The organism is Pontimicrobium sp. MEBiC06410 (assembly GCF_053601615.1).
Map to the genome: position 1 here is coordinate 140,501 of NZ_JBSHNT010000149.1, position 20,399 is coordinate 160,899.

Sequence of the window (20,399 nt, forward strand, 5' to 3'; positions counted from 1 at the left end):
ATGAATAATATAGAGAATCTTGTTTTTGAAGGTGGAGGTGTAAGAGGTATCGCTTATGCAGGAGCCATAGAGGTATTGGAGGCAAAAAACATATTGCAAAGTGTAAAGCGAGTAGCTGGGACATCTGCGGGAGCGATAACAGCAGCTTTAGTGAGTTTAAATTATGATGCGGCAACCATAACTAAGGTCGTAAGAGCTACAGATTTTAAAGGCTTTGAAGACCACTGGAATCCACTTCGTATACCTATACATTATGGATTGTATGAAGGTGATTTTTTATTAGGGTTTATTCAATCATTTATAGAAAAAAAAATAGGAAATAAAAATGCAACATTTGAAGATTTAAAAAATTTGGGGTGTAAAGATTTAAGAGTATTTTCTTCCGATTTAAATATGCAACAAGCCCGAGAGTTCTCTTATGAGAAAACACCAAAAACAATAGTAGCCGAAGCTGTGAGAGCCTCAATGTCTATTCCATTGTTTTTTAAAGCTTGGTCTTTTACTAATAATATACCAGACAATCATATTTATGTAGATGGTGGGTTAACTTATAATTATCCAATTACTGCTTTTGATCAAGAAGAAGCGAATATGCAAACATTAGGCTTTCATTTTGGAGATTTGGGTAGACCAGCAACAAATAATAATTTAGAATACGATCATTTATTAGGGTACGTTAAAGCTGTATTTGGAATGTTATTAGATACCCAAAAAATTGATTTCGAAAGAGATTCAACAGATAAAGAAAGAACAGTTAATGTTGACGACTTAGGTATTTCTGCTACCGATTTTAACTTAACCGAAGAACAGAAAACCAATTTATATAATTCGGGGAAACATGCAACAACAGCTTTTTTTGATAATTTAATATATGACGCATAAAGAAATATTAAATAGTGTTGAGTGGAAAGATTTAAGGCGTTTAACACTCAAAGAGATGTTAATAGAAAATAACCTTACCATTCCGTGGTTTGTTATTTCTATTGTGTTAGCCTACTATGGTTATTATTGGGCAGCATTACCTTTTTCTGGATTTTTTTTCTTAACAGGATTGCGGCAGGTGCATAATGGATTCCATAATGCATTAGGAACAAATAAGTTTTTAACTTGGCTCTCTTTATACATTAACAGTATTTTAATGGTAGCCTCCATTCATGCTATAAAATTTAATCATATAAGGCATCATAAATACTGTTTAACAGATAAGGATTACGAAGGGAAATCCGCAGGGATGACTTGGTATGGGGCAATATTATATGGGCCGGTACATATGTTTTTAATTCATAAGGTTGCTTTACAAATTGGTAATAAAAAGTATGTACGTAATGTATTGCTAGAATTAGTTTCTATAGCAATAATGTTAACGCTAATATTTTATTTTAAAATAGATTTTCTAATTTATCATGTATCTGTAATGATTGTTGGAGAGTTTTTAATGGCCTTTTTTGCTGTTTGGACAGTACATCATGATACAGAAGAAAATCCAAATTTTGCAAGAACCCAACGAAAAGGGTGGAAAAATAAAATTACATTTAGTATGTTTTATCATTTAGAGCATCATTTATTTCCCGCAATCCCCACAATAAAATTACCAGAGCTAGCTAAAAGAATAGATCAAGTATTACCAGAACTTGAGAAGAAGTCTACTTTTTAATGTTTGTTTTCATATTTTAGCTTACATAAAAACTTAAAATAGTTGTAACCTAAACAGGATTTTCCCTACTTATATTATATGAATCGCCTCTTAATTTTTGCCCAAGAAGAATTTGAAAATCCATTAGTAACTAAATATGTTTTATTATTTGCGACCATATTTTTAATACTTTTAGTGTTTTACAGAATATATTTAAGTTTAGAATATAGATATGCTTCAATACATAAAAGGCCATTTTTTAATCACGTGTATTTAAAGTTAAAATCATTGCCAAAAGCGCAATTAAGTGTGTTAAAAAAAGAATTTAAATTCTATCAAAAATTACCTCCCAAATACCAGCGTTATTTTGAGCATCGAGTAAATAAATTTATTAATAATAAAACATTTATTGGTAAAGATAATTTGGAAGTTACCGATAGAATGAAGGTGCTTGTGGCTGCAACGGCAACAATGGTTACTTTTGGTTATAGAGATTATAAAATAAGATTAATAGATAAGGTTTTATTATACCCTAAAGTGTTTTTTTCTAATACAAATAAAGAATACCATAAAGGGGAGTTTAACCCTGCTTTTAAAGCTATTGTGTTTTCTTGGGAAGATTTTTTACATGGTTACGAGATAGATAACGATAATTTAAACCTCGGTATACATGAGTTTATACACGCACTGCATATAAGCTGTTTAAAGAAAAAAGGAATTACAGCTATTATCTTTTTTAATACTTTTTTAGAGATTACAGAGTTTCTTGAAAAAAATGGAGATTATAAAGAGCGGTTGGTAACATCAAAATATTTAAGAGATTATGCGTATACCAACCACTTTGAATTTATATCTGTAATAATAGAGACATTTATAGAAACGCCTCACGAATTTAAAAGCCAGTTTCCAGAGGTTTATACAAAAGTTAAGGAAATGCTTAACTTTAATTTTAATGGCTATTAACTATTAGCTATAGCTTTTAAGCCTTTAATAGTTTCTGCAGGAGTGTCGCTTTTAAAAACATAACTACCAGCAACTAAAACATCTGCTCCAGCATCTACTAATGCTTTTGCATTTTTATTTGTAACCCCTCCATCTATTTCAATTTTGGTGCTAGCTCCTTTTTTAGCAATAAGTTCTTTTAATTGCTTTACTTTATTATAGGTGTTTTCAATAAAACTTTGTCCTCCAAAACCAGGGTTTACACTCATTATACATACTAGGTCTATATCGTTTATAGTATCTTCTAGGACATTTACATTAGTATGTGGGTTTAATGCAACACCAGCTTGCATGCCTTCAGCCTTAATAGCTTGTAGCGTTCTGTGTAGATGTGTACATGCTTCGTAATGCACTGTAAGCACATTACTACCTAACTGTGCAAAGGTTTTAATATAACGATCTGGATCTACAATCATTAAATGTACATCTATGGTTTTTGTAGCATGCTTTGATATCGCTTTTAAAACAGGCATACCAAATGAGATATTCGGTACAAAAACACCATCCATAATATCTATATGAAACCAGTCTGCATCACTGCTGTTAACCATTTCTATGTCACGTTGAAGGTTTGCGAAATCTGCCGCAAGTACCGAAGGGGCAATTAACTTTGAAGCCATTGTAGTATTGTTGAGTTGTTTGTTTCAGCAAAAATAATAGAATTATATTGCTGTCAATACTTTTATTTCAATAAAGTTTTCTATTATTCTAATAAGTTTGTTAACCTTATGTAGTTCTGCTTCTTTGAGCCAATTAAGATAATGTTTTAGTTTTAACATTTGCTTATTGTTATTAATTATAGGAAACTCAGTACTATAATTATCAAAAACACGATCACATATTTTTGTTTCAATAATTAAAATGGTGCCATGATGTCTAGCATCTAAACATATTTTTGTGTAAAGTTTATCTATCTGGTTTTCCTCGCCTTCAATAATTTGTAAAAAATTACCGTTTTTATAGATTAGGATACCCGAAATCTTTGAATGGGTATTGTTTTTTATAGTAGTTTTAAATAATTCATTTAAATCACTGATATTTAAATCCATATCAGAACTACTAACATAGCATATTGTTTTTAGCATAGCTTATTGTTTTAGAGGGGAGCTATACTTATTTATAAAAAATGAACCCACGGTAATCAGCCGTGGGTTCTTTCATCAATCAAAAAACGAACAGTTATGAATAACTGTTTGTTACTGTTATTAGGATATTATTTTATCCTAAATAAGTTTTTAATATTTTACTTCTAGATGTATGTTTTAACCTACGAATTGCTTTTTCTTTAATTTGTCTTACACGCTCACGCGTTAAGTCGAAAGTCTCTCCAATTTCCTCTAATGTCATTGGGTGTTGGTTTCCTAAACCAAAGTAAAGTCTAATAACATCTGCTTCTCGCGGAGTTAATGTCTCTAAAGCTCTTTCTATTTCAGTACGTAGTGACTCGTGTAATAATTCTCTGTCTGGATTTGGAGATTCTCCACTATTTAATACATCGTATAAATTAGAATCTTCACCTTCTACTAAAGGCGCATCCATACTAACATGACGTCCAGAATTCTTCATAGATTCTTTAACATCGTTAATTGTCATATCTAATTCTTTTGCAATTTCTTCTGCACTTGGCGGACGCTCATGTGCTTGCTCTAAAAAGGCAAAAGTTTTATTTATTTTATTAATAGAACCAATCTTGTTAAGCGGTAAACGAACAATACGAGATTGCTCAGCTAACGCTTGCAATATAGATTGACGAATCCACCAAACAGCATAAGAGATAAATTTAAATCCACGAGTTTCATCGAAACGTTGTGCGGCTTTAATTAATCCTAAATTACCTTCGTTAATTAAATCTGGTAATGTTAACCCTTGATTTTGATATTGCTTAGCAACAGATACAACGAAACGTAAGTTTGCTTTAGTTAATTTCTCTAAAGCGATTTGATCGCCAGCTTTAATACGCTGAGCTAATTCTACTTCTTCGTCTGCTGTAATAAGATCAACCTTTCCTATTTCTTGTAAGTATTTGTCTAAAGAAGCGGTCTCTCTATTGGTTACCTGCTTGGTAATTTTAAGTTGTCTCATCTAAAATATGTGTGATTTTTTTGTAGGTAAATAATTTGCTGTCAATGGTTATACGTATAAAGATTACATTTTGTTACAAAAAGTTTTAAATTATTTTTATTTAAGGCTTTTTTTTATGTTTAAATTATTTCATTATATAGTTCGGTTTAGAGCAATATTATTTTATTTTAAATGTTAACTTATTCAAAATCTAATACTTGTGTGGCTTCTATTAGTTTTTGTAAAGCATTTATTTTAGAATGAATTTTATTAAAAAATAAATTGCGTTCTTTTTCTCCAGCAGTATTTAATAGCTTAGAATTTTGTAATTGTTTACTTAAAAATACTTCGGCCTCTTTACAGGTTTGTTTGTCGCTTGTTTTGTAGTATGATAATAAAGTAAAGGGAACATATAATGATTGTATCTCTGGGGTACTCACTAATACATTATTATTCATTAAGTGTAACTCGTTATAGTATAGTTGAAATTTTTCATTACTTGAAGTTATTTTTTTTGCTACGTTTTGTATTAGTAGTTTTAACAATTCGCACATGTTTAAGGCTGTTGTTGTTTCTATTTGTCCAGCTTCAAAATAAAAATGAATTTGTTTTAAGGTGCTATTAACTGTTGTTATATCCCAAATTTCGCTAGTGTTTAAGTTTTGATATAAGCTCCCTAATTCTTTGCCAGCTTTAATAAGAGAAAGGCTTGGAGTGAAAGATTCAAAGCTTTTATTTGTAAATGTTGGATCTAATAATTTAAGCCATACATAATATTTAAAGCGACTTAATAAATCTCCATTTAAATTATAAAATAAAGGAATGTCTTTAGCAGAATATAGAATTCTGCTATTGTGTTGTTTTAATAGCGGAAATAGAGAGTTATACGACTCTTCAAAATATAATTGTAACTCTTTTTCATGTTCTATATGCTTTGTTTTTTCTACTGAAACAAATTGAGCTCCTGTAGTTTCATATAAGCGATCTAACGATAAATGGTAATAATTAGCTAACATTACACTTTCATCTAAAGAGAGTTTGCTTTTTAAACTCGTTCTTCTATGTGCGGCATCATAACTTATTTGTAAGGCAGTTGCAACCGCTTCTATAATAGAAGTGTTTTCGGGTAATTCATTTTTTAAATGCAGAAGAAAAGTGGCTTGAAACATGTTTTAAAAATATATATTATTTGTGATTATCACAAATAATATATACATGATTGGTGATTATAATCATTAGTTGTGTGATTATAGCAATAATTTTGAATTAAATTTAAAACTGAATTATTATGAAAGCAAAATTTATTTTACCAGTAGGTATACTAATAATGACAATATTTACTAGTTGTGCGTCATTTTCTAAGCGGGAATTCTCAAAAGATTACAGCAAGCTTTCTGAAGGGAATTTGTCTATAATAAGTGGAAAATATAAAATTTATCCGAGTAAAAGGTTTGGTAAGAATTTTAAAAATGTAGATAAAGATTCATTAAAGTATACTAACATATATAGAGAGATTGTTAATGAGTATTGGAAAGAAAAAAACAAGTCGTCTAATTTAACTTATAATCAAAATGATTATTTCGTTCAATTAGAATTAATTAAAAATAACTTATCTGTAAAGTTATTTGAAAATAATATTTTAATAAAAGAAGCTCAATTAGCTGGTAAGTTAAGAAAAGGGATGTTCTATTTAGATAATAAACAACTTGATTGTTATGGTATACCATATATTTTTGGTGGTTGTTTAAATAATAAGAGAAGATTGGCCATTTCAAATAATAATAATTTAATTGTTAATGAGGCTGTAAGTAATGAGGGTGCATTTTTATTACTAATGGGATCTGGACATAGATATAATTCATCTTTTGAATTTGAAAGAATACAATAAAAATTTGAAGATGAAAAAGATAACTTTTATACTTGGTATGTTTATGTTTAGCATAACAAGTTCTGCGCAAAATATAGATACAGATAATTATAATTGGGAATTAGCTAGTGCCTATACTTTAGAGTTAAACACTTTTATTCCCGTAGGCAATTTATCTAACACATTGCAGCAAAGCATAGGGTTTGGGTTTTATATTGGGTTTCCAGTAGACAAAAAGTTACGAATAGATATAGGAACCTCTTTATTTATTCCAAAAGAAGAAAAAAGGATTGTATATTTTACTGATAACGAAAAGCTAGAAGGAGGAACTGCTTTAAGTGGCGTATTGGGTGTATGGCTTACCAAAGTTAAAAGAATAAATAAGAAAATTTATTGGGATGTTAAATCTGGTTTAGGCGTTGGATTTTTTCAAACCGATATTGAAACAGGGAAGCCTAAGGAGGAAAATGATAGTGTGTATGGAGCTGAGACAATTTTTGTTAATATAGGAACGGCCATAAGAACCTCTATTTTTAAGAGTAATATAGGGTTGAAATTAGATTATTTCTTTGTACCCTATAACTTATTTAAAAAGAGATTTCCTTCTAATTTTGGTATGAATTACCTAACTCTTGGATTAACTTATGGATTATAAAACAATGAACCTTATATCTGCTAGATGTATTTATAGAAACTTCTTTATCACATTAAAGAAATTCTCAGTTACAAATGGTTTGGTAATAATACTATCAATACCAGATTCTGTAATTTTATTTTTACTATTATCTAAAGTTTCAGCTGTTAACGCTATAACTGGGGTTGTCGTATTAAAGCGTTTTATTTCTTTGGTCGTTGCATAGCCATTCATCTTGGGCATATGCAGATCCATTAATATAATATCAAAAATATGTTCTTTTGCTTTTTTTATTGCTTCAAAACCATTTTCTGCAACTGTTACTTTTGCGTTTTTAGATTCTAAAATACGTTTAGTTATCATTAGGTTTATAGCATTATCATCGACTACTAGAAAATGTTTGCCTTCTAAATTTATGTGTTCTTTTAATTTACGATCTACGACAGTGTTTTTCTGTTTTATATTTAACGTTAAATCAAAATAAAATGTAGAACCTTCTAAAGGAGTACTATTTACGTTTATATCACTTCCCATAGCATTAAGAAGACGTTTAACAATGGCTAGACCAAGTCCTGTACCTTCGTAGTTTCTGTCTAACCTCATAGATTCTTGATAAAAATCCTCGAAAATTTGGGCTTGCATGTCTTTAGAGATTCCTATACCATCATCTTTAACCTTTATATTTAAATTAACAGTACTTTCTGTTTTTTCAATACATTTAATAATAATCCAAATATTACCATTTTTAGTAAATTTTAATGCATTATTTAAAAGGTTTACTATTATTTGTGCAATTTTTAAAGAGTCTCCTTGCAATGCGCTTGGAATTGCTTCATCGATATCTATATGTATCTGATTATTGTTTTCTGTTTTTAAATAACTTAAAGACTCTTTAATATTACTAATGAGCGATCGGATATTAAAATCTATAGTATTAATTTCAATTTTATTAGCATCAAACTTATTAATTTGTAGAATATTATTTATTAAACCTAGTAAGTGCTCTCCAGAAGATTTTAATGTTTTTAGGTAATGTATATGCTCTTCCTTTGGGTTGTCATCGATTAAAATATCTGTAATTCCCGTAACAGCATATAAAGGTGTTCTTAACTCATGACTTATAGTAGAGAAAAAATTCTCTTTTAGTTTTGAAGCATATTCCGTTTTTTCTTTAGCTTCAGATAATACTTTGTTTTTAGCGATTAAATCATCGTTTAGTTTTTTTCGAGAGGAATTACTGCGTTGTAATAAATACAATATTATTGATGTTAAACCTAAAAATACTAATACAATATATGTGAAAAGGCGGGTCTTTCTTAGCGTCTCTTTTTGAGTGTTATTAAGTTTAGTTGTAAATTCAAGCGTTCTTTCTTTATCTAATAGTTTTTGTTCTAGCTTGCTGTTTTTAATTAGTTTGTTTTGTTGTATGTCTTTACTAACACTAATATATTCAATTTGCTTTTGTAAAGATTCTTTAGCTTTTAGAGGTTGATTTGTTTGGTTGTATATATTATAACGAATTTTTTCTGAGTTAAATAATTCTTCATATTTATTAAGTGTTAAAGACAAAGAGTCTGCTTTATTTAAGTAAGAATGCGCTACATTATATTTTTTATCCCTTGTATTTATTTCTGCGAGATAGAGATTAGAGTCTATAAAAATTTGGGGTTGATGTAATGAGTTTGGAACAAAATTATCCAATACTTCTTTAAAATAAAAAGTAGCCTCATTGTATTTTTTTTGATTATGTTTAATTAGAGCTAAGTTTATAGCTGGCCATATTATTTTAAAAGAATCTTTATTTTTAATGCATAGCTTTCTAGAAAGTTTGTAATATTTAATAGCGCTAACGCTGTCTTTTTTCAATTCAAACAAATTCGCAATATTATTGTAATCTGCGGATGTTATAGTTTCTGGACTTATGTTTAGAGCTATATTATAGTAGGTGTTGGCTTTCTTTAAATTATCTAAAGCTATATATGCAGCTCCAAGTCCTGTAGCAGAATTTTTGATGATTTGATTATCGTTATTAGCCTTACCATACTCTAAGCTTATATTAAGTTCATAAATAGCTTTATCTATTTATCAATACCAATGTTTTTAAAACCAGAATTTATTACAGATAAGATGCTGTCTCTACTTATTTTGCTTGTTTGCGCTATTAAAATTGTATTAAATAACAATAATAGCAATGCAATTATGTTCTTTTTGGTCATTTTAAGTAGAGGATTTAGGGAATTCTTTACTATTATTTTTTATTTAGGAGCGATGAATCCTGCTATAAAAAACAGTTTATAAGTAACATACCCTACTAATTTGAATGTTTTTTATATGGGGGCGTTAATATACTGCTTTTTTAAATACATGAAGCCGTTTAAAATTATTTTAAACGGCTTCATGTGTAATTAGTTATAAAGAGTTTTACTCTTTTTAATTTTCTCTAGGCTTTTTATCGTCACGACGATTATCACGTCCGCCTCTATTATCTCTTCCTTTATTATCACGTCCACCACGATCGTTATTTTCTCTTGGCGGTCTAGGTTTGTAGCCTTCAGGTTTTGGTAAAATTGCTTTACGAGAGACCTTCTCTTTACGTGTTCTAGAATCTATACCAAAGTACTTAACGTCAAAAACATCACCCATGTTTACAACATCGGATACATTTTCTGTACGTTCCCATGCTAATTCACTTACGTGTAATAACACTTCGTTTCCTGGAGCTTCTGTATATTCTACTACAGCACCAAAGTCAAGCATTTTAATAACTTTTACTTCGTAAATGCTACCAACTTGAGGTTTAAACAATAAGGCATCAATTTTTGCTAATACAGCATTAATACCATCTTGTCCAGTACCTAATATTTCTACAATACCTTCTTCTGTTACAGGATCTTCGTTTATTACGATAGTTGTATTAGTCTCTTTTTGAAGTTCTTGAATTACTTTTCCTCCTGGCCCAATTAAAGCACCAATAAATTCGTTAGGAATAACTCTAGTAACCATTTTAGGTGCATGAGACTTAACATCTTCATTAGGTGTTTCAATAGTATCTGTTAATTTACCTAAAATATGTAAACGACCATCACGCGCTTGTTTTAAAGCATTTACAAGAATTTCATAAGACAATCCTTTTACTTTAATATCCATTTGGCAAGCTGTAATACCGTCTGCAGTACCAGTAACTTTAAAGTCCATATCACCTAAGTGATCTTCATCTCCTAAAATATCAGATAGTACTGCGTATTTTCCAGAATCTGCATCAGAGATTAACCCCATAGCAATACCAGAAACTGGTTTTTTCATTTGTACACCTGCGTCCATCATTGCCATTGTACCTGCACAAACTGTAGCCATCGAAGACGAACCGTTAGATTCTAATACTTCAGAGACTACTCTTACAGTATATGGGCAATCTTCTGGAACCATTCCTTTTAAAGCACGTTGTGCTAAATTTCCGTGTCCTACCTCACGACGAGATGTTCCACGAATTGGTCTCGCTTCTCCAGTAGAGAAAGGAGGGAAGTTATAGTGTAAATAGAAACGCTCTTCTCCTTCGTAAGATGGCATGTCTATTTGGTTAGCTTCTCTAGATGTTCCTAAAGTAACTGTTGCTAATGCTTGCGTTTCTCCACGTGTAAATATAGACGATCCGTGTGTAGATGGTAAGTAATCTACCTCACACCAAATTGGTCTAATTTCATCTGTTTTACGTCCATCTAAACGTAAACCTTCATTTAATGTTAAATCTCTAACAGCAGCTTTTTCTGCTTTAGAGTAGTATTTAGAAACTAACCCTCCAAAGTCTTCTAATTCTTCTTCAGAAAAAGTAGCTTTAATTTCTTCCTTTATTTCTCCAAAGGCAGCACCTCTTTCTTTTTTAGAAGAACCTGCTTTTGCTACAGCATACACTTTGTCGTATGCCATATCATGAATTTTCTTTGCTAAATCGGCATCTTCTCTTTCTGGTTCGTATTCACGAGTTTCTTTTTTACCAAAGGCTTCAGCTAATTTTACTTGAGCAGCACATTGTACTTTAATAGCTTCGTGAGCAAACTTAATAGCTTCTGTCATTTCTTCTTCAGAAATCTCATCCATTTCACCTTCAACCATCATTACAGAATCGGCAGAAGCACCAATCATCATATCGATGTCAGATTCTTCTAATTGTGCTCTGGTTGGGTTGATAATAAATTCGCCATTAATACGGCCAACTCTAGCTTCAGAAATTGGGCACTCAAATGGAAAATCTGATAATTGAATTGCAGCAGAAGCTGCTAATCCTGCCATAGCATCTGGCATAACATCATCATCATGAGACATTAACTGAATCATTACTTGAGTTTCAGAATGGTAGTCTTTTGGGAATAATGGACGTAATACACGATCCACTAAACGCATCGTTAATACTTCACCATCACTAGGTCTTGCTTCTCTTTTGAAGAAACCACCAGGATAACGACCTGCTGCTGCAAACTTTTCTCTGTAATCTACCGTTAATGGTAAAAAGTCTACATCTGCTTGTTTGTAATTTGAAACAACCGTACATAATAACATACAGTTTCCTGACTGAACAACAACAGAACCATGAGCCTGCTTTGCTAATTTTCCGGTTTCGATAGAAATTTCTCTTCCATCTCCAAGGTCTATGACCTCTCTAAAAACTTTTGGAATCATAAATATTTTTTAATTCTAATTAAACAATGGTCGTTGTGTTGTTGTGTAGTAGTAGTTGTGTGACCAATGAAAAACTATAATTAGCTTCTTCAATTTTGGAGTTTAAACTCTTCCAAAACGAGTTATTATATAAGAAAAAACCACGCTCGAAGGCGTGGTCTTTTATTTAGATTATTTTCTTAATCCTAATTCTTTTACTATCGCACGATATCTTAAGACATCCTTCTTAGTTAAGTAATCTAGTAAAGCTCTTCTTTTACCTACTAGTTTTACTAATGAACGCTCTGTATTATAATCTTTACGATTGTTTTTTAAGTGTTCTGTTAAGTGGTTAATTCTGTAAGTGAATAATGCAATTTGTCCTTCTGCAGTACCAGTATCGTTTGCTCCTTTACCGTGTTTTGCGAAGATTTCTTCTTTTGCTTCTTTTGATAAATACATTCTAATATTGTTGTAAATGATTGTTATGTATATGAAAGTTTTTCTTTCAAGCGGCAAATATAATCATTTTTATTTAATAGTATATCTCTATTTAATAAATTAAGTATAGAATTCTGTTTAAGTTTGTTTGTGGTTATCTCTTCACGTATTTCTTACTTTTTATTATAATTTAATTTGGTGTTATGGTCCAGGTATTATCTGGATTAAGTGTCGCTGTCATTTTATACACATTAGCAGGGAATACAATTGATGCGGATTGAGCGTAAATAATAGTAGTATCTATAACTTGTCCTTGTGTATACTTTCCAAAAGTAATCCAGTATTTTGGAGGAGTACTAGGTATAAAGCTAAAATTGATATTGGGTTGCGCTTGCCTGAGTAAAATTGGAGCTCCCGACATGCCAATACCTACAGCTGCTTTTTTATTAGGAATAGTACCATCGCAATTTATAATAAAAGCATCGTCTTTTGCTGCCTTTTTTTGATTAATGAATTGGTAGGCTCCATCTCTTTTAGTAAACATTATTTCGTTATTATCTTTTAAACTAGCTGGTACTACTTGCGAAGCGTTAAAAGTAACGCCAGGTTCTAGGTTACCAGTTTCATCCCAAACAAGATTGTAGTCTTGCTCCCAAATAAATTGTAAGGTAGTATTAGGGTTGACTAATTTTGTTAACCAAGCTGTAGACATTAGGTCTAGAGAATCATCTGGAGGTGATTGAAAAAGAGCTATGTCTCCTGTGTTTACGCTATTGTTTACTACTTTTAAGCTATATGTTGCCATAATTTTAAGTTTTAATTGTTTTGAATGTTCTAAATTAAATATTATGGCTTGTTAATTATTAGGTATATATACGTGATTTAATAACGTATTTATAAAGTAATGAAAATAAAAAAAGCGACCATTGGTCGCTTTTTTTTATTGTAGTTATGCTCTTAGTGGTCGATTCATTATTAAATCGATATATAAATTTATCTTATTTTTTAGATTTTTTCTATGCGATATAAAATCTAGGAATCCATGGTCTAATAAAAACTCCGAAGTTTGGAAACCTTCTGGTAATTCTTTTCCAGTAGTGTCTTTTACAACTCTTGGGCCTGCAAAACCTATTAAAGCACCTGGTTCTGCAATATTTATATCTCCTAACATAGCAAAAGATGCTGTTGTACCTCCAGTTGTTGGGTCTGTACATAATGAAATATATGGTAGTCCAGCTTCTGCTAATTGAGCTAATTTAGAAGATGTTTTTGCTAATTGCATTAATGATAAGGCTGCTTCCATCATACGTGCTCCTCCAGATTTAGAGATAATCATGAATGGAAGTTTATTTTTTAAAGCGTAATCTGCAGCTCTAGCAATTTTTTCTCCTACAACACTACCCATAGAACCTCCAATAAAGCTAAAATCCATTGCTGCAATAACCAAGTCTTCTCCTTTAGATTTACCAACGGCTGTACGTACGGCATCTATTAGATTTGTTTTTTCTTGAGCAGCTTTTAAACGGTCTGGATATTTTTTAGTATCCTCAAATTTAAGTGGATCTTTCGAAGTTAATTTAGCGTCTAGCTCTTTGAATTTGTTATCATCAAATAATATTTCGAAATATTCTTTACTTCCTATTCTTACGTGGTAACCATCTTCAGGACTCACATAAAAGTTTTTTTCTAGTTCTTTAGAGTCTATTACTTTTCCAGTAGGAGATTTATACCATAATCCTTTAGGAATGTCTTTTTTCTCTTCTGTGGTGGTTTGTATACCTTTTTCTTTTCTTTTGAACCAAGCCATAATATCTATTTACGGTTTAATGTTTTAAGGATATAAATGATAGCTGTATCAACCTATATCGTTTTATTAAAAGACATCATTTATTTAATATTTAACAAATGAAAATAAATAAAGCCTAACTGCAAAATTAAAGTTTTGTTTTTAATTAAGTGGTAAGGCTTTAAATTATTTTATAAAGTATTCACATTGTTAAGGTCTTCAAAAGACTTTTTTAGTCTTTCTACAAAAGTACTTTCACCTTTACGTAACCATACTCTTGGATCGTAATGTTTTTTATTTGGGACTTCTTCTCCTTCTGGGTTTCCTATTTGAGATTGTAAATAGGCTTCTTTATCTTTCATATAATCACGAACTCCAGTCATAAATGCATATTGCATGTCTGTATCAATATTCATTTTTATTACCCCATATCCAATAGCCTCACGGATTTCTTCTACTGTAGAGCCAGATCCGCCATGGAATACAAAATCGATATGATTGTGTGGCACTCCATACTTTTCAGAAATATGTTCTTGAGAGTTCTTTAATATTTTTGGTGTTAATTTTACATTACCTGGTTTGTAAACACCATGTACATTTCCAAATGCTGCTGCAATTGTGAATTGATCACTTATTTTACTTAACTCTTCGTATGCATAAGCAACTTCTTCTGGTTGTGTGTATAACTTAGACTCATCTACATCACTATTGTCTACGCCATCTTCTTCTCCTCCAGTAATACCTAATTCTATTTCTAGAGTCATCCCCATTTTACTCATGCGCTCAAGGTAGGTTTTACATATTTCTATGTTTTCTTCAATAGGCTCCTCACTTAAGTCAATCATGTGAGAACTGTATAATGATTTCCCTGTTTCTGCAAAGTGTTTTTCGCTGGCGTCTAGTAATCCATCTATCCATGGTAGTAATTTCTTAGCACAGTGATCTGTATGTAAAATAACAGGAACTCCGTAAGCTTCTGCCATTAAGTGTACATGCTTTGCTCCTGCAATACATCCAGCAATTGCCGCTTTTTGGTTTTCGTTACTTAGGCTTTTTCCTGCATTAAAAACGCCACCACCATTAGAAAACTGAATAATTACTGGGGCATTTAAAGCTGCAGCGGTTTCTAAAACACCGTTAATAGAATTGGACCCTACCACATTTACTGCTGGTAAAGCGAATCCTTTTTCTTTTGCTAGTTTAAATATAGCTTGAACTTCTTTTCCTGTTGCTACTCCTGGTTTTATTTGGTGTGACATGTTTTAGTTTTTAATTGAAAAAAATTGAAGCCCAAAAGTAAACATTTTTTTGATTATTAGTCGCCAAAAGTAGATATAAAACGCCGAAAACGTTGTAGTTGTATATGTTAATTTTATAGGTTAAAAAGGGTAGTTTATACCTATATTATATACTGCCTTAGAAAAATTATAGTCGTTAAACCACCTGTTTCTGTCTCTGTAAGATGGATCGTAGGTTTTAAAGCCAATATCTCCTCTAAGAACAAAAAAGTTAAAATCCCAACGTAAGCCAAATCCTGTTCCTATTGCAATGTCCTTTAGTGATTTAAAAGAATTAAAGGTTGCTGCATTGTCTTCTACATCGTCTAGAGCATTCCAAATATTACCAGCGTCTATAAAAAAGGCACCATTTAAGTCTCCAAAAATATTAAATCTGTTTTCTGCGCTTAATGCAATTTTTAAGTTGGCTTCATTAAACTCATTTGTAGTTTCTGAACTTCCTGGACCTAAGTTGTATGCCGTCCATGCACGATTATCGTTTGCGCCACCTGCAAAGAAACTTTTAGAGAATGGAATGTTAGAGGAGTTACCATAAGGGATTGCTATACCAAAAAAGGTGCGAATAGCAAATACATTTTTGTTGCCTAGATCCCAGTATTTTATATAATCTAATTCTGTTTTTACATATTGTGAGTAGGCTACATTAAATAGCTCATATTTACCATTCTCATTTTTTTCTAGATTTAAGATCCTAGATGTTGCAGCAAAAAGGTTTCCTGCTAATTCTAATTTTGCTCTAAAAATTGAAAAATCATTATCAAATAAATTGTCTCTTTTGTCTTTAACATAGTTAAAGTTAGATGAGAAAATAAGGTTGTCTTCTGTTAGTCTGTTTTTTCTTTCATTTATAGAATTTACCGTTTGTAAATCGCTAGGTGTAATTGTTGTTCCTAATGTACCATTACTTGCATCTTCAATAAACTGGTTTGCTTGATTGGGTATAGATAAAGATTCTCCAGAATTAATATAACCCGAATTTATTGCTATAGTATTTAATGTATTATATGAGTTTTGATAGACTCCAAAATAATTGGAAGTATTTAAGTTTTTTACAAACTGTACATTAAATAAATCAAACCTATTAGTTACGCGACTATTGGGGTACCATCTATAATTAAAGGTACCAGTAAAAGTTTGTTTGTCTAAACCAATATTAGTTTGGCTGGTAGCTGCCATGCTAATTCTAGTAGTAGGAAACATGTAACCAGGTATTATTTTTTCGGTATTAAAAGGAGAAAATAATCTTGGGATAGATAGGTTTAAATTGGCACCAATCTCATTAATATCAAAAAACTGATCTCTATCATTCGCTCCATCTTTTGAAGCACCAATAGACCCTATTCCCGAAATTTCTAATGTTTCTGCACCCTTAAATAGGTTACGTATTATTAAACTTGGGTTTAGTGAAAAACCTACAGATTGAATATTACTTTGCGAAGCCTCGGCACTAAAACCTAAAGAAAACCGTTTTAATGGTGTTAAATAAATATTAGCAGTAAGCGTTGTGTCTGGGTTTTCTATATAATCTATTCGAGGGTATCTAAATGTTTTTAAATTACTTAATTTTCTAGATGTTCTAGGTCTAGCAATATCTCTAAAAACACTATTTGGTTTAATAAAAACAGCATTGGTTAACGTTTTTGGAGTGTAACGTAATTTTTCGGTGCTGTATATGTTAAAACCATCGTACTTAGTGGTATCTATTATAGGTTTGTCTTTGTTTTCAAAAGAACTATTTGTATAAATATTAACGTCTTTTATATTATAAATATTAAAAGGTTGGTATCTTGTAGTATCTCCTCTAATAGCTCTGTTTTTTATTTGAAGGTCAATTTTTACCGTTTTGGTTTTTCCAAAAGTATCTACTTCAAAATAAAAATAATCTTGAGAAAAATGATAAACACCAGAGTTACGCATAAGGTTTGTAATGCGTTCCTTTTCTGCTAAAACAGATTGTGTTTTATATCGTTCTTTTAATTTTATATATGATTCTTTTTCTGCTGTTTTATAAATAGAATCTACAACAGGGGAGGCAATAGATGTTGAAAGAGAGTCTATTGTATAGGGTTTGCCCGTTTCAATTTTGTAATCTACACTAGCTCTTTGGTTACTGTCTCTTTTGGTTTGAGAAGATAGTTTTACATCAAACCATCCATTGTTCCAATAATAGCTTTCTAAACGGTTTAAAGATTTTTTGGTAAGTGTATCGTTAACAATAACAGGAGCTTCGCCAGTTCTTTTAATCCAATTATTAAACTTTTTTCTAGATTCTAAATATTTATCCAACTGTTTTTTAGATAAAAATCGCTCTAACTTTTTTCTTTTTTTTGAATTTTTTTCTAATCTCGCGTTTAAAATAGAATCTATATTAGGTCTTGCCGTATTGTAGATGTATAGTCTTAAAGGAAGGTTTAAAAAAGGAAGTTTTTTATTAGGTGTTTGGTACAGTAAATTATTAGTTATTTCGTTATTAACCGTTTCATCATTAACAGTAATTGTCGTTTTAGTTAATAAGTGCTCATCAGATGCCACTCGTTTCACAGAATTACAAGCTGTGAAAAAACTAATAATTATAATAAATAGTAGTATTTTTGAATGCTGTTGTTTCAAATAGCTAAACCTTAAAATGATTAATTAATAGTACTAATTCTCGTTTTTTTATAATTTGAATTACTACCGATTCAAAAATACATTTTTTAAATGCTATCAAAAAACCAAATAAAACTAATAACGCGTTTAAAGCAAAAAAAGTATAGATTACAAGATGGTCTTTTTGTAGCTGAGGGCGTAAAAGTTATTAATGAGCTTTTACAATCTTCATTAACATTAAATCATGTATTTAGTACAACACCTTTCAATATTGATGCCAATCTTGAAACTTTAATAACAGAAAACGAATTAAAAAAAATAAGTTTTTTAACAACACCAAATAAAGCGCTAGCACTTTTTGAAATTCCTGAGGTAAAAGCTGTTAATTTTAATACGTTAGTTGTGGCTTTAGATGCTGTGAGAGATCCTGGTAATCTGGGGACTATTATTAGACTTTGCGATTGGTTTGGTATCGATAATTTAGTGTGTAGTGAAGACACTGTAGATTGTTATAATCCTAAAGTTATACAAGCTACTATGGGGTCTATTACTAGGGTAAATATAAAGTATGTAAACTTAGCAGATTTTTTAAAAGAAGTTAAAACTTCGGTTTATGGTGCTTTTATGGATGGAGATAATGTTTATAGTGCTACATTACCAAACACAGGTGTTTTGGTGATGGGGAATGAAGCTAATGGTATATCTAAAACTATAGAGACTTTAATAACTAAAAGAATTGCTATTCCTCGTTTTGGTGCTTTACAAGCTACCGAAAGCCTAAATGTAGCGACTGCTACTGCTATTTTGTTGAGCGAATTTAAAAGAAGTTAAATAATAAAAACTAAAAACACTCTGATTAATTACCTGAATGTAAGGTTTATAAAAACGCCGCGAGTTTTCATAGAGGTAATATTACTAGTCCAAGGACTGTTAGGGTCTGCATCTCTTATCAATTCATCATTAATAGCAAATACTCCACGAATAGAAGGGGTAAATTTAAACCAGTATAAGTAAAAGTCAATACCAAAACCAATATCGTAAAACATTACATTTTTTTTGGTTCTAAATTCACCGTTGCTATTATCATCAGGGTTTTTTTCATTACTAGATAAGTTTAAAGATGTAGCTAACCCAAATGTTACAAAAGGTTTAAAGTTGTTATGTCTTTTAGTAGATAGCCTTAAAAGTAGAGGGACATATACGTAAGTCGATTTTACTTCTCTTAAAAAATCTGAATCATTAGTATCTGGAACACCTTCAAGATAATTTTCTGGATACATTAAGGTTCTGGTTGTTATGGCTAATCCAGGCTCTAATCTTATATTTATAAAATCATTTACACGTAAATCTCCAACTAAACCTACGTTAAATCCTGCAGATTTTACATTAGTAATGTCTCCTTTATTATCATTATAATCAAACTTATAATCAAGATTATTAATCCCAAAGTAATAGCCCCAGCTTAATAATTTTTTATCCATGTTTTGGTTGTTCTGCACTTTCTCTTTAGTAAAAAGCTGTGCCGAACTAGTATTCACTACAAATAAAAGGGTAAAAAATATAAGTATATGTCTCATTATTACTGTTTTGATGCTGTATAAATGGTAGCCACGCCAAAAGTTTGTGGCAAGTCTTTAACATTTATAAACCCAATATTACGTAAAATATTGTTTAAAGCTTCACCATAAGGAAAAACAGATGCCGATTCGCATAAATATTTATAGGCACTTCTGTCTTTAGAAAACGTTTTTCCTATTAACGGTAATATGTTTTTTGTATAAAAATTATAACCTTGTTTGTAAGGTGTTTTATCTGGCATAGAAGTTTCTAAAATAACAAAAGTACCTCCAGGTTTTAACACACGAAGAATTTCTTTTAACCCGTTATCTAATGTTTCAAAATTACGAACACCGAAAGCAACAGTAATAGCATCGAAAGTATTGTCTTCAAAAGGCATGTTTTCAGAATCACCTAAAATCATTTCAATTCTAGAATCTAATTTTTTAGATTTTATTTTGTCTTTACCTATTTCAAGCATGCCAGGGCTAATATCCAAGCCAACAATTTTACTAGCATTGGTTTCTGCTAAATTAATGGCTAAATCACCAGTTCCGGTTGCGATATCTAATATAGATTCAGGCTGTCCTTTTTTTACAATTTTTACAACCTTTTTACGCCATTTAATATCTATTCCAAAAGAGATAACACGATTTAAGCCATCGTAATCTTTAGAAATAGTGTCAAACATTTTGGTAACTTGTTCTTTTTTACCTAGGTCGCTATTTTTATAAGGCTTTACTTTTGTCAAAATTTAATTTTTTACAAAATTACAATGTTTTTAATAAAGTATACACTATTTATATAAATAAGGTTTATTATGTCGTTTTTAGTTGCTTTTGCGTGATATGTTTAATCTGTATGTGTATTTAAGAAAC

General features: G+C 30.8%; 19 protein-coding genes. 6 read left to right on the forward strand and 13 right to left on the reverse strand.

Features of this window, described 5'->3' with window-relative positions; genetic code table 11:
* From ACVC08_RS09085 to ACVC08_RS09095, 3 genes are all read left to right on the forward strand, one after another.
* Positions 1–882, forward strand: coding sequence for a patatin-like phospholipase family protein (locus ACVC08_RS09085; RefSeq protein ID WP_452601802.1), 882 nt, complete (start codon positions 1–3; stop codon positions 880–882).
* Complete coding sequence (locus tag ACVC08_RS09090) at positions 872–1,654, forward strand: fatty acid desaturase family protein (RefSeq protein WP_452601803.1); 783 nt, start codon at positions 872–874, stop codon at positions 1,652–1,654. Before ACVC08_RS09085 ends, ACVC08_RS09090 begins: the two co-directional genes overlap by 11 nt.
* Before the next feature lie 78 nt (positions 1,655–1,732).
* Positions 1,733–2,596 carry a zinc-dependent peptidase gene (locus tag ACVC08_RS09095; RefSeq protein ID WP_452601804.1) on the forward strand — a complete coding sequence of 288 codons (864 nt, stop codon included), beginning with the start codon at positions 1,733–1,735 and terminating at the stop codon, positions 2,594–2,596.
* On the opposite strand, the gene rpe is transcribed toward ACVC08_RS09095, so the two are convergent.
* The 4 genes from rpe to ACVC08_RS09115 all read right to left on the reverse strand — a co-directional run bounded on the left by rpe (position 2,593) and on the right by ACVC08_RS09115 (position 5,865).
* Complete coding sequence (rpe, locus tag ACVC08_RS09100; RefSeq protein WP_452599806.1) at positions 2,593–3,255, reverse strand: ribulose-phosphate 3-epimerase; 663 nt, start codon at positions 3,253–3,255, stop codon at positions 2,593–2,595. The genes ACVC08_RS09095 and rpe overlap by 4 nt on opposite strands.
* Before the next feature lie 42 nt (positions 3,256–3,297).
* Positions 3,298–3,720 (reverse strand): BLUF domain-containing protein, encoded by a 423-nt coding sequence (locus ACVC08_RS09105; protein WP_452601805.1) that lies wholly within the window; start codon positions 3,718–3,720, stop codon positions 3,298–3,300.
* A gap of 133 nt (positions 3,721–3,853) precedes the next feature.
* Positions 3,854–4,717, reverse strand: coding sequence for a sigma-70 family RNA polymerase sigma factor (locus ACVC08_RS09110; protein ID WP_055435630.1), 864 nt, complete (start codon positions 4,715–4,717; stop codon positions 3,854–3,856).
* A gap of 179 nt (positions 4,718–4,896) precedes the next feature.
* The gene (locus tag ACVC08_RS09115; RefSeq protein ID WP_452599808.1) at positions 4,897–5,865 is read right to left on the reverse strand and encodes a hypothetical protein; all 969 of its coding nucleotides are present in this window, start codon (positions 5,863–5,865) and stop codon (positions 4,897–4,899) included.
* 119 nt (positions 5,866–5,984) lie between these two features.
* On the opposite strand from ACVC08_RS09115, the gene ACVC08_RS09120 reads away from it, so the two are divergent.
* Together ACVC08_RS09120 and ACVC08_RS09125 are read left to right on the forward strand one after the other, a co-directional pair.
* Positions 5,985–6,584, forward strand: coding sequence for a hypothetical protein (locus ACVC08_RS09120; protein ID WP_452601806.1), 600 nt, complete (start codon positions 5,985–5,987; stop codon positions 6,582–6,584).
* Between the two features lie 10 nt (positions 6,585–6,594).
* A complete protein-coding gene (locus tag ACVC08_RS09125) occupies positions 6,595–7,218 on the forward strand; it encodes a hypothetical protein (protein ID WP_452601807.1) in 624 nt (207 codons plus the stop codon).
* Between the two features lie 30 nt (positions 7,219–7,248).
* On the opposite strand, the gene ACVC08_RS09130 is transcribed toward ACVC08_RS09125, so the two are convergent.
* The 7 genes from ACVC08_RS09130 to tamL all read right to left on the reverse strand — a co-directional run bounded on the left by ACVC08_RS09130 (position 7,249) and on the right by tamL (position 17,985).
* On the reverse strand, positions 7,249–9,063 hold the full coding sequence (locus ACVC08_RS09130) for an ATP-binding protein (protein ID WP_452601808.1): 1,815 nt from the start codon (positions 9,061–9,063) through the stop codon (positions 7,249–7,251).
* Positions 9,064–9,627: 564 nt separating this feature from the next.
* On the reverse strand, positions 9,628–11,871 hold the full coding sequence (locus tag ACVC08_RS09135) for a polyribonucleotide nucleotidyltransferase (protein WP_452599812.1): 2,244 nt from the start codon (positions 11,869–11,871) through the stop codon (positions 9,628–9,630).
* Between the two features lie 171 nt (positions 11,872–12,042).
* Entirely contained in the window at positions 12,043–12,312 is a 270-nt protein-coding gene (gene rpsO / locus ACVC08_RS09140; protein ID WP_452599813.1) for a 30S ribosomal protein S15, read from the reverse strand.
* Positions 12,313–12,481: 169 nt separating this feature from the next.
* Positions 12,482–13,096 (reverse strand): hypothetical protein, encoded by a 615-nt coding sequence (locus ACVC08_RS09145; RefSeq protein ID WP_452601809.1) that lies wholly within the window; start codon positions 13,094–13,096, stop codon positions 12,482–12,484.
* A gap of 144 nt (positions 13,097–13,240) precedes the next feature.
* Positions 13,241–14,098 carry an acetyl-CoA carboxylase, carboxyltransferase subunit beta gene (accD, locus tag ACVC08_RS09150; RefSeq protein ID WP_452599815.1) on the reverse strand — a complete coding sequence of 286 codons (858 nt, stop codon included), beginning with the start codon at positions 14,096–14,098 and terminating at the stop codon, positions 13,241–13,243.
* Between the two features lie 170 nt (positions 14,099–14,268).
* Complete coding sequence (fbaA, locus tag ACVC08_RS09155) at positions 14,269–15,336, reverse strand: class II fructose-bisphosphate aldolase (protein ID WP_452599816.1); 1,068 nt, start codon at positions 15,334–15,336, stop codon at positions 14,269–14,271.
* Between the two features lie 120 nt (positions 15,337–15,456).
* A complete protein-coding gene (tamL, locus tag ACVC08_RS09160; protein WP_452601810.1) occupies positions 15,457–17,985 on the reverse strand; it encodes a translocation and assembly module lipoprotein TamL in 2,529 nt (842 codons plus the stop codon).
* A gap of 90 nt (positions 17,986–18,075) precedes the next feature.
* Between tamL and ACVC08_RS09165 the strand changes: the two genes are divergently transcribed.
* Positions 18,076–18,795: a TrmH family RNA methyltransferase gene (locus tag ACVC08_RS09165; protein WP_452597520.1), complete on the forward strand. Its 720-nt coding sequence runs from the start codon at positions 18,076–18,078 to the stop codon at positions 18,793–18,795.
* Between the two features lie 29 nt (positions 18,796–18,824).
* Here the strand turns inward: ACVC08_RS09165 and porT are convergent, their stop codons facing one another.
* Together porT and ubiE are read right to left on the reverse strand one after the other, a co-directional pair.
* Positions 18,825–19,541 (reverse strand): type IX secretion/gliding motility protein PorT/SprT, encoded by a 717-nt coding sequence (gene porT / locus ACVC08_RS09170; protein ID WP_452601811.1) that lies wholly within the window; start codon positions 19,539–19,541, stop codon positions 18,825–18,827.
* Positions 19,542–19,543: 2 nt separating this feature from the next.
* Complete coding sequence (gene ubiE, locus ACVC08_RS09175; protein WP_452597522.1) at positions 19,544–20,272, reverse strand: bifunctional demethylmenaquinone methyltransferase/2-methoxy-6-polyprenyl-1,4-benzoquinol methylase UbiE; 729 nt, start codon at positions 20,270–20,272, stop codon at positions 19,544–19,546.
* Between the last annotated feature and the right edge of the window lie 127 nt (positions 20,273–20,399).

What these genes read in the sequence shown, in the direction of transcription:
- ACVC08_RS09085 (WP_452601802.1), top strand. Translation starts at nt 1, where the DNA reads ATGAATAATATAGAGAATCTTGTTTTTGAAGGTGGAGGTGTAAGAGGT.
- ACVC08_RS09090 (WP_452601803.1), top strand. Translation starts at nt 872, where the DNA reads ATGACGCATAAAGAAATATTAAATAGTGTTGAGTGGAAAGATTTAAGG.
- ACVC08_RS09110 (WP_055435630.1), bottom strand. Translation starts at nt 4,717, where the DNA reads ATGAGACAACTTAAAATTACCAAGCAGGTAACCAATAGAGAGACCGCT.
- rpe (WP_452599806.1), bottom strand. Translation starts at nt 3,255, where the DNA reads ATGGCTTCAAAGTTAATTGCCCCTTCGGTACTTGCGGCAGATTTCGCA.
- fbaA (WP_452599816.1), bottom strand. Translation starts at nt 15,336, where the DNA reads ATGTCACACCAAATAAAACCAGGAGTAGCAACAGGAAAAGAAGTTCAA.
- rpsO (WP_452599813.1), bottom strand. Translation starts at nt 12,312, where the DNA reads ATGTATTTATCAAAAGAAGCAAAAGAAGAAATCTTCGCAAAACACGGT.
- ACVC08_RS09115 (WP_452599808.1), bottom strand. Translation starts at nt 5,865, where the DNA reads ATGTTTCAAGCCACTTTTCTTCTGCATTTAAAAAATGAATTACCCGAA.
- ACVC08_RS09135 (WP_452599812.1), bottom strand. Translation starts at nt 11,871, where the DNA reads ATGATTCCAAAAGTTTTTAGAGAGGTCATAGACCTTGGAGATGGAAGA.
- porT (WP_452601811.1), bottom strand. Translation starts at nt 19,541, where the DNA reads ATGAGACATATACTTATATTTTTTACCCTTTTATTTGTAGTGAATACT.
- ACVC08_RS09145 (WP_452601809.1), bottom strand. Translation starts at nt 13,096, where the DNA reads ATGGCAACATATAGCTTAAAAGTAGTAAACAATAGCGTAAACACAGGA.
- ACVC08_RS09120 (WP_452601806.1), top strand. Translation starts at nt 5,985, where the DNA reads ATGAAAGCAAAATTTATTTTACCAGTAGGTATACTAATAATGACAATA.
- ACVC08_RS09165 (WP_452597520.1), top strand. Translation starts at nt 18,076, where the DNA reads ATGCTATCAAAAAACCAAATAAAACTAATAACGCGTTTAAAGCAAAAA.
- accD (WP_452599815.1), bottom strand. Translation starts at nt 14,098, where the DNA reads ATGGCTTGGTTCAAAAGAAAAGAAAAAGGTATACAAACCACCACAGAA.
- ACVC08_RS09105 (WP_452601805.1), bottom strand. Translation starts at nt 3,720, where the DNA reads ATGCTAAAAACAATATGCTATGTTAGTAGTTCTGATATGGATTTAAAT.
- ACVC08_RS09095 (WP_452601804.1), top strand. Translation starts at nt 1,733, where the DNA reads ATGAATCGCCTCTTAATTTTTGCCCAAGAAGAATTTGAAAATCCATTA.
- ACVC08_RS09125 (WP_452601807.1), top strand. Translation starts at nt 6,595, where the DNA reads ATGAAAAAGATAACTTTTATACTTGGTATGTTTATGTTTAGCATAACA.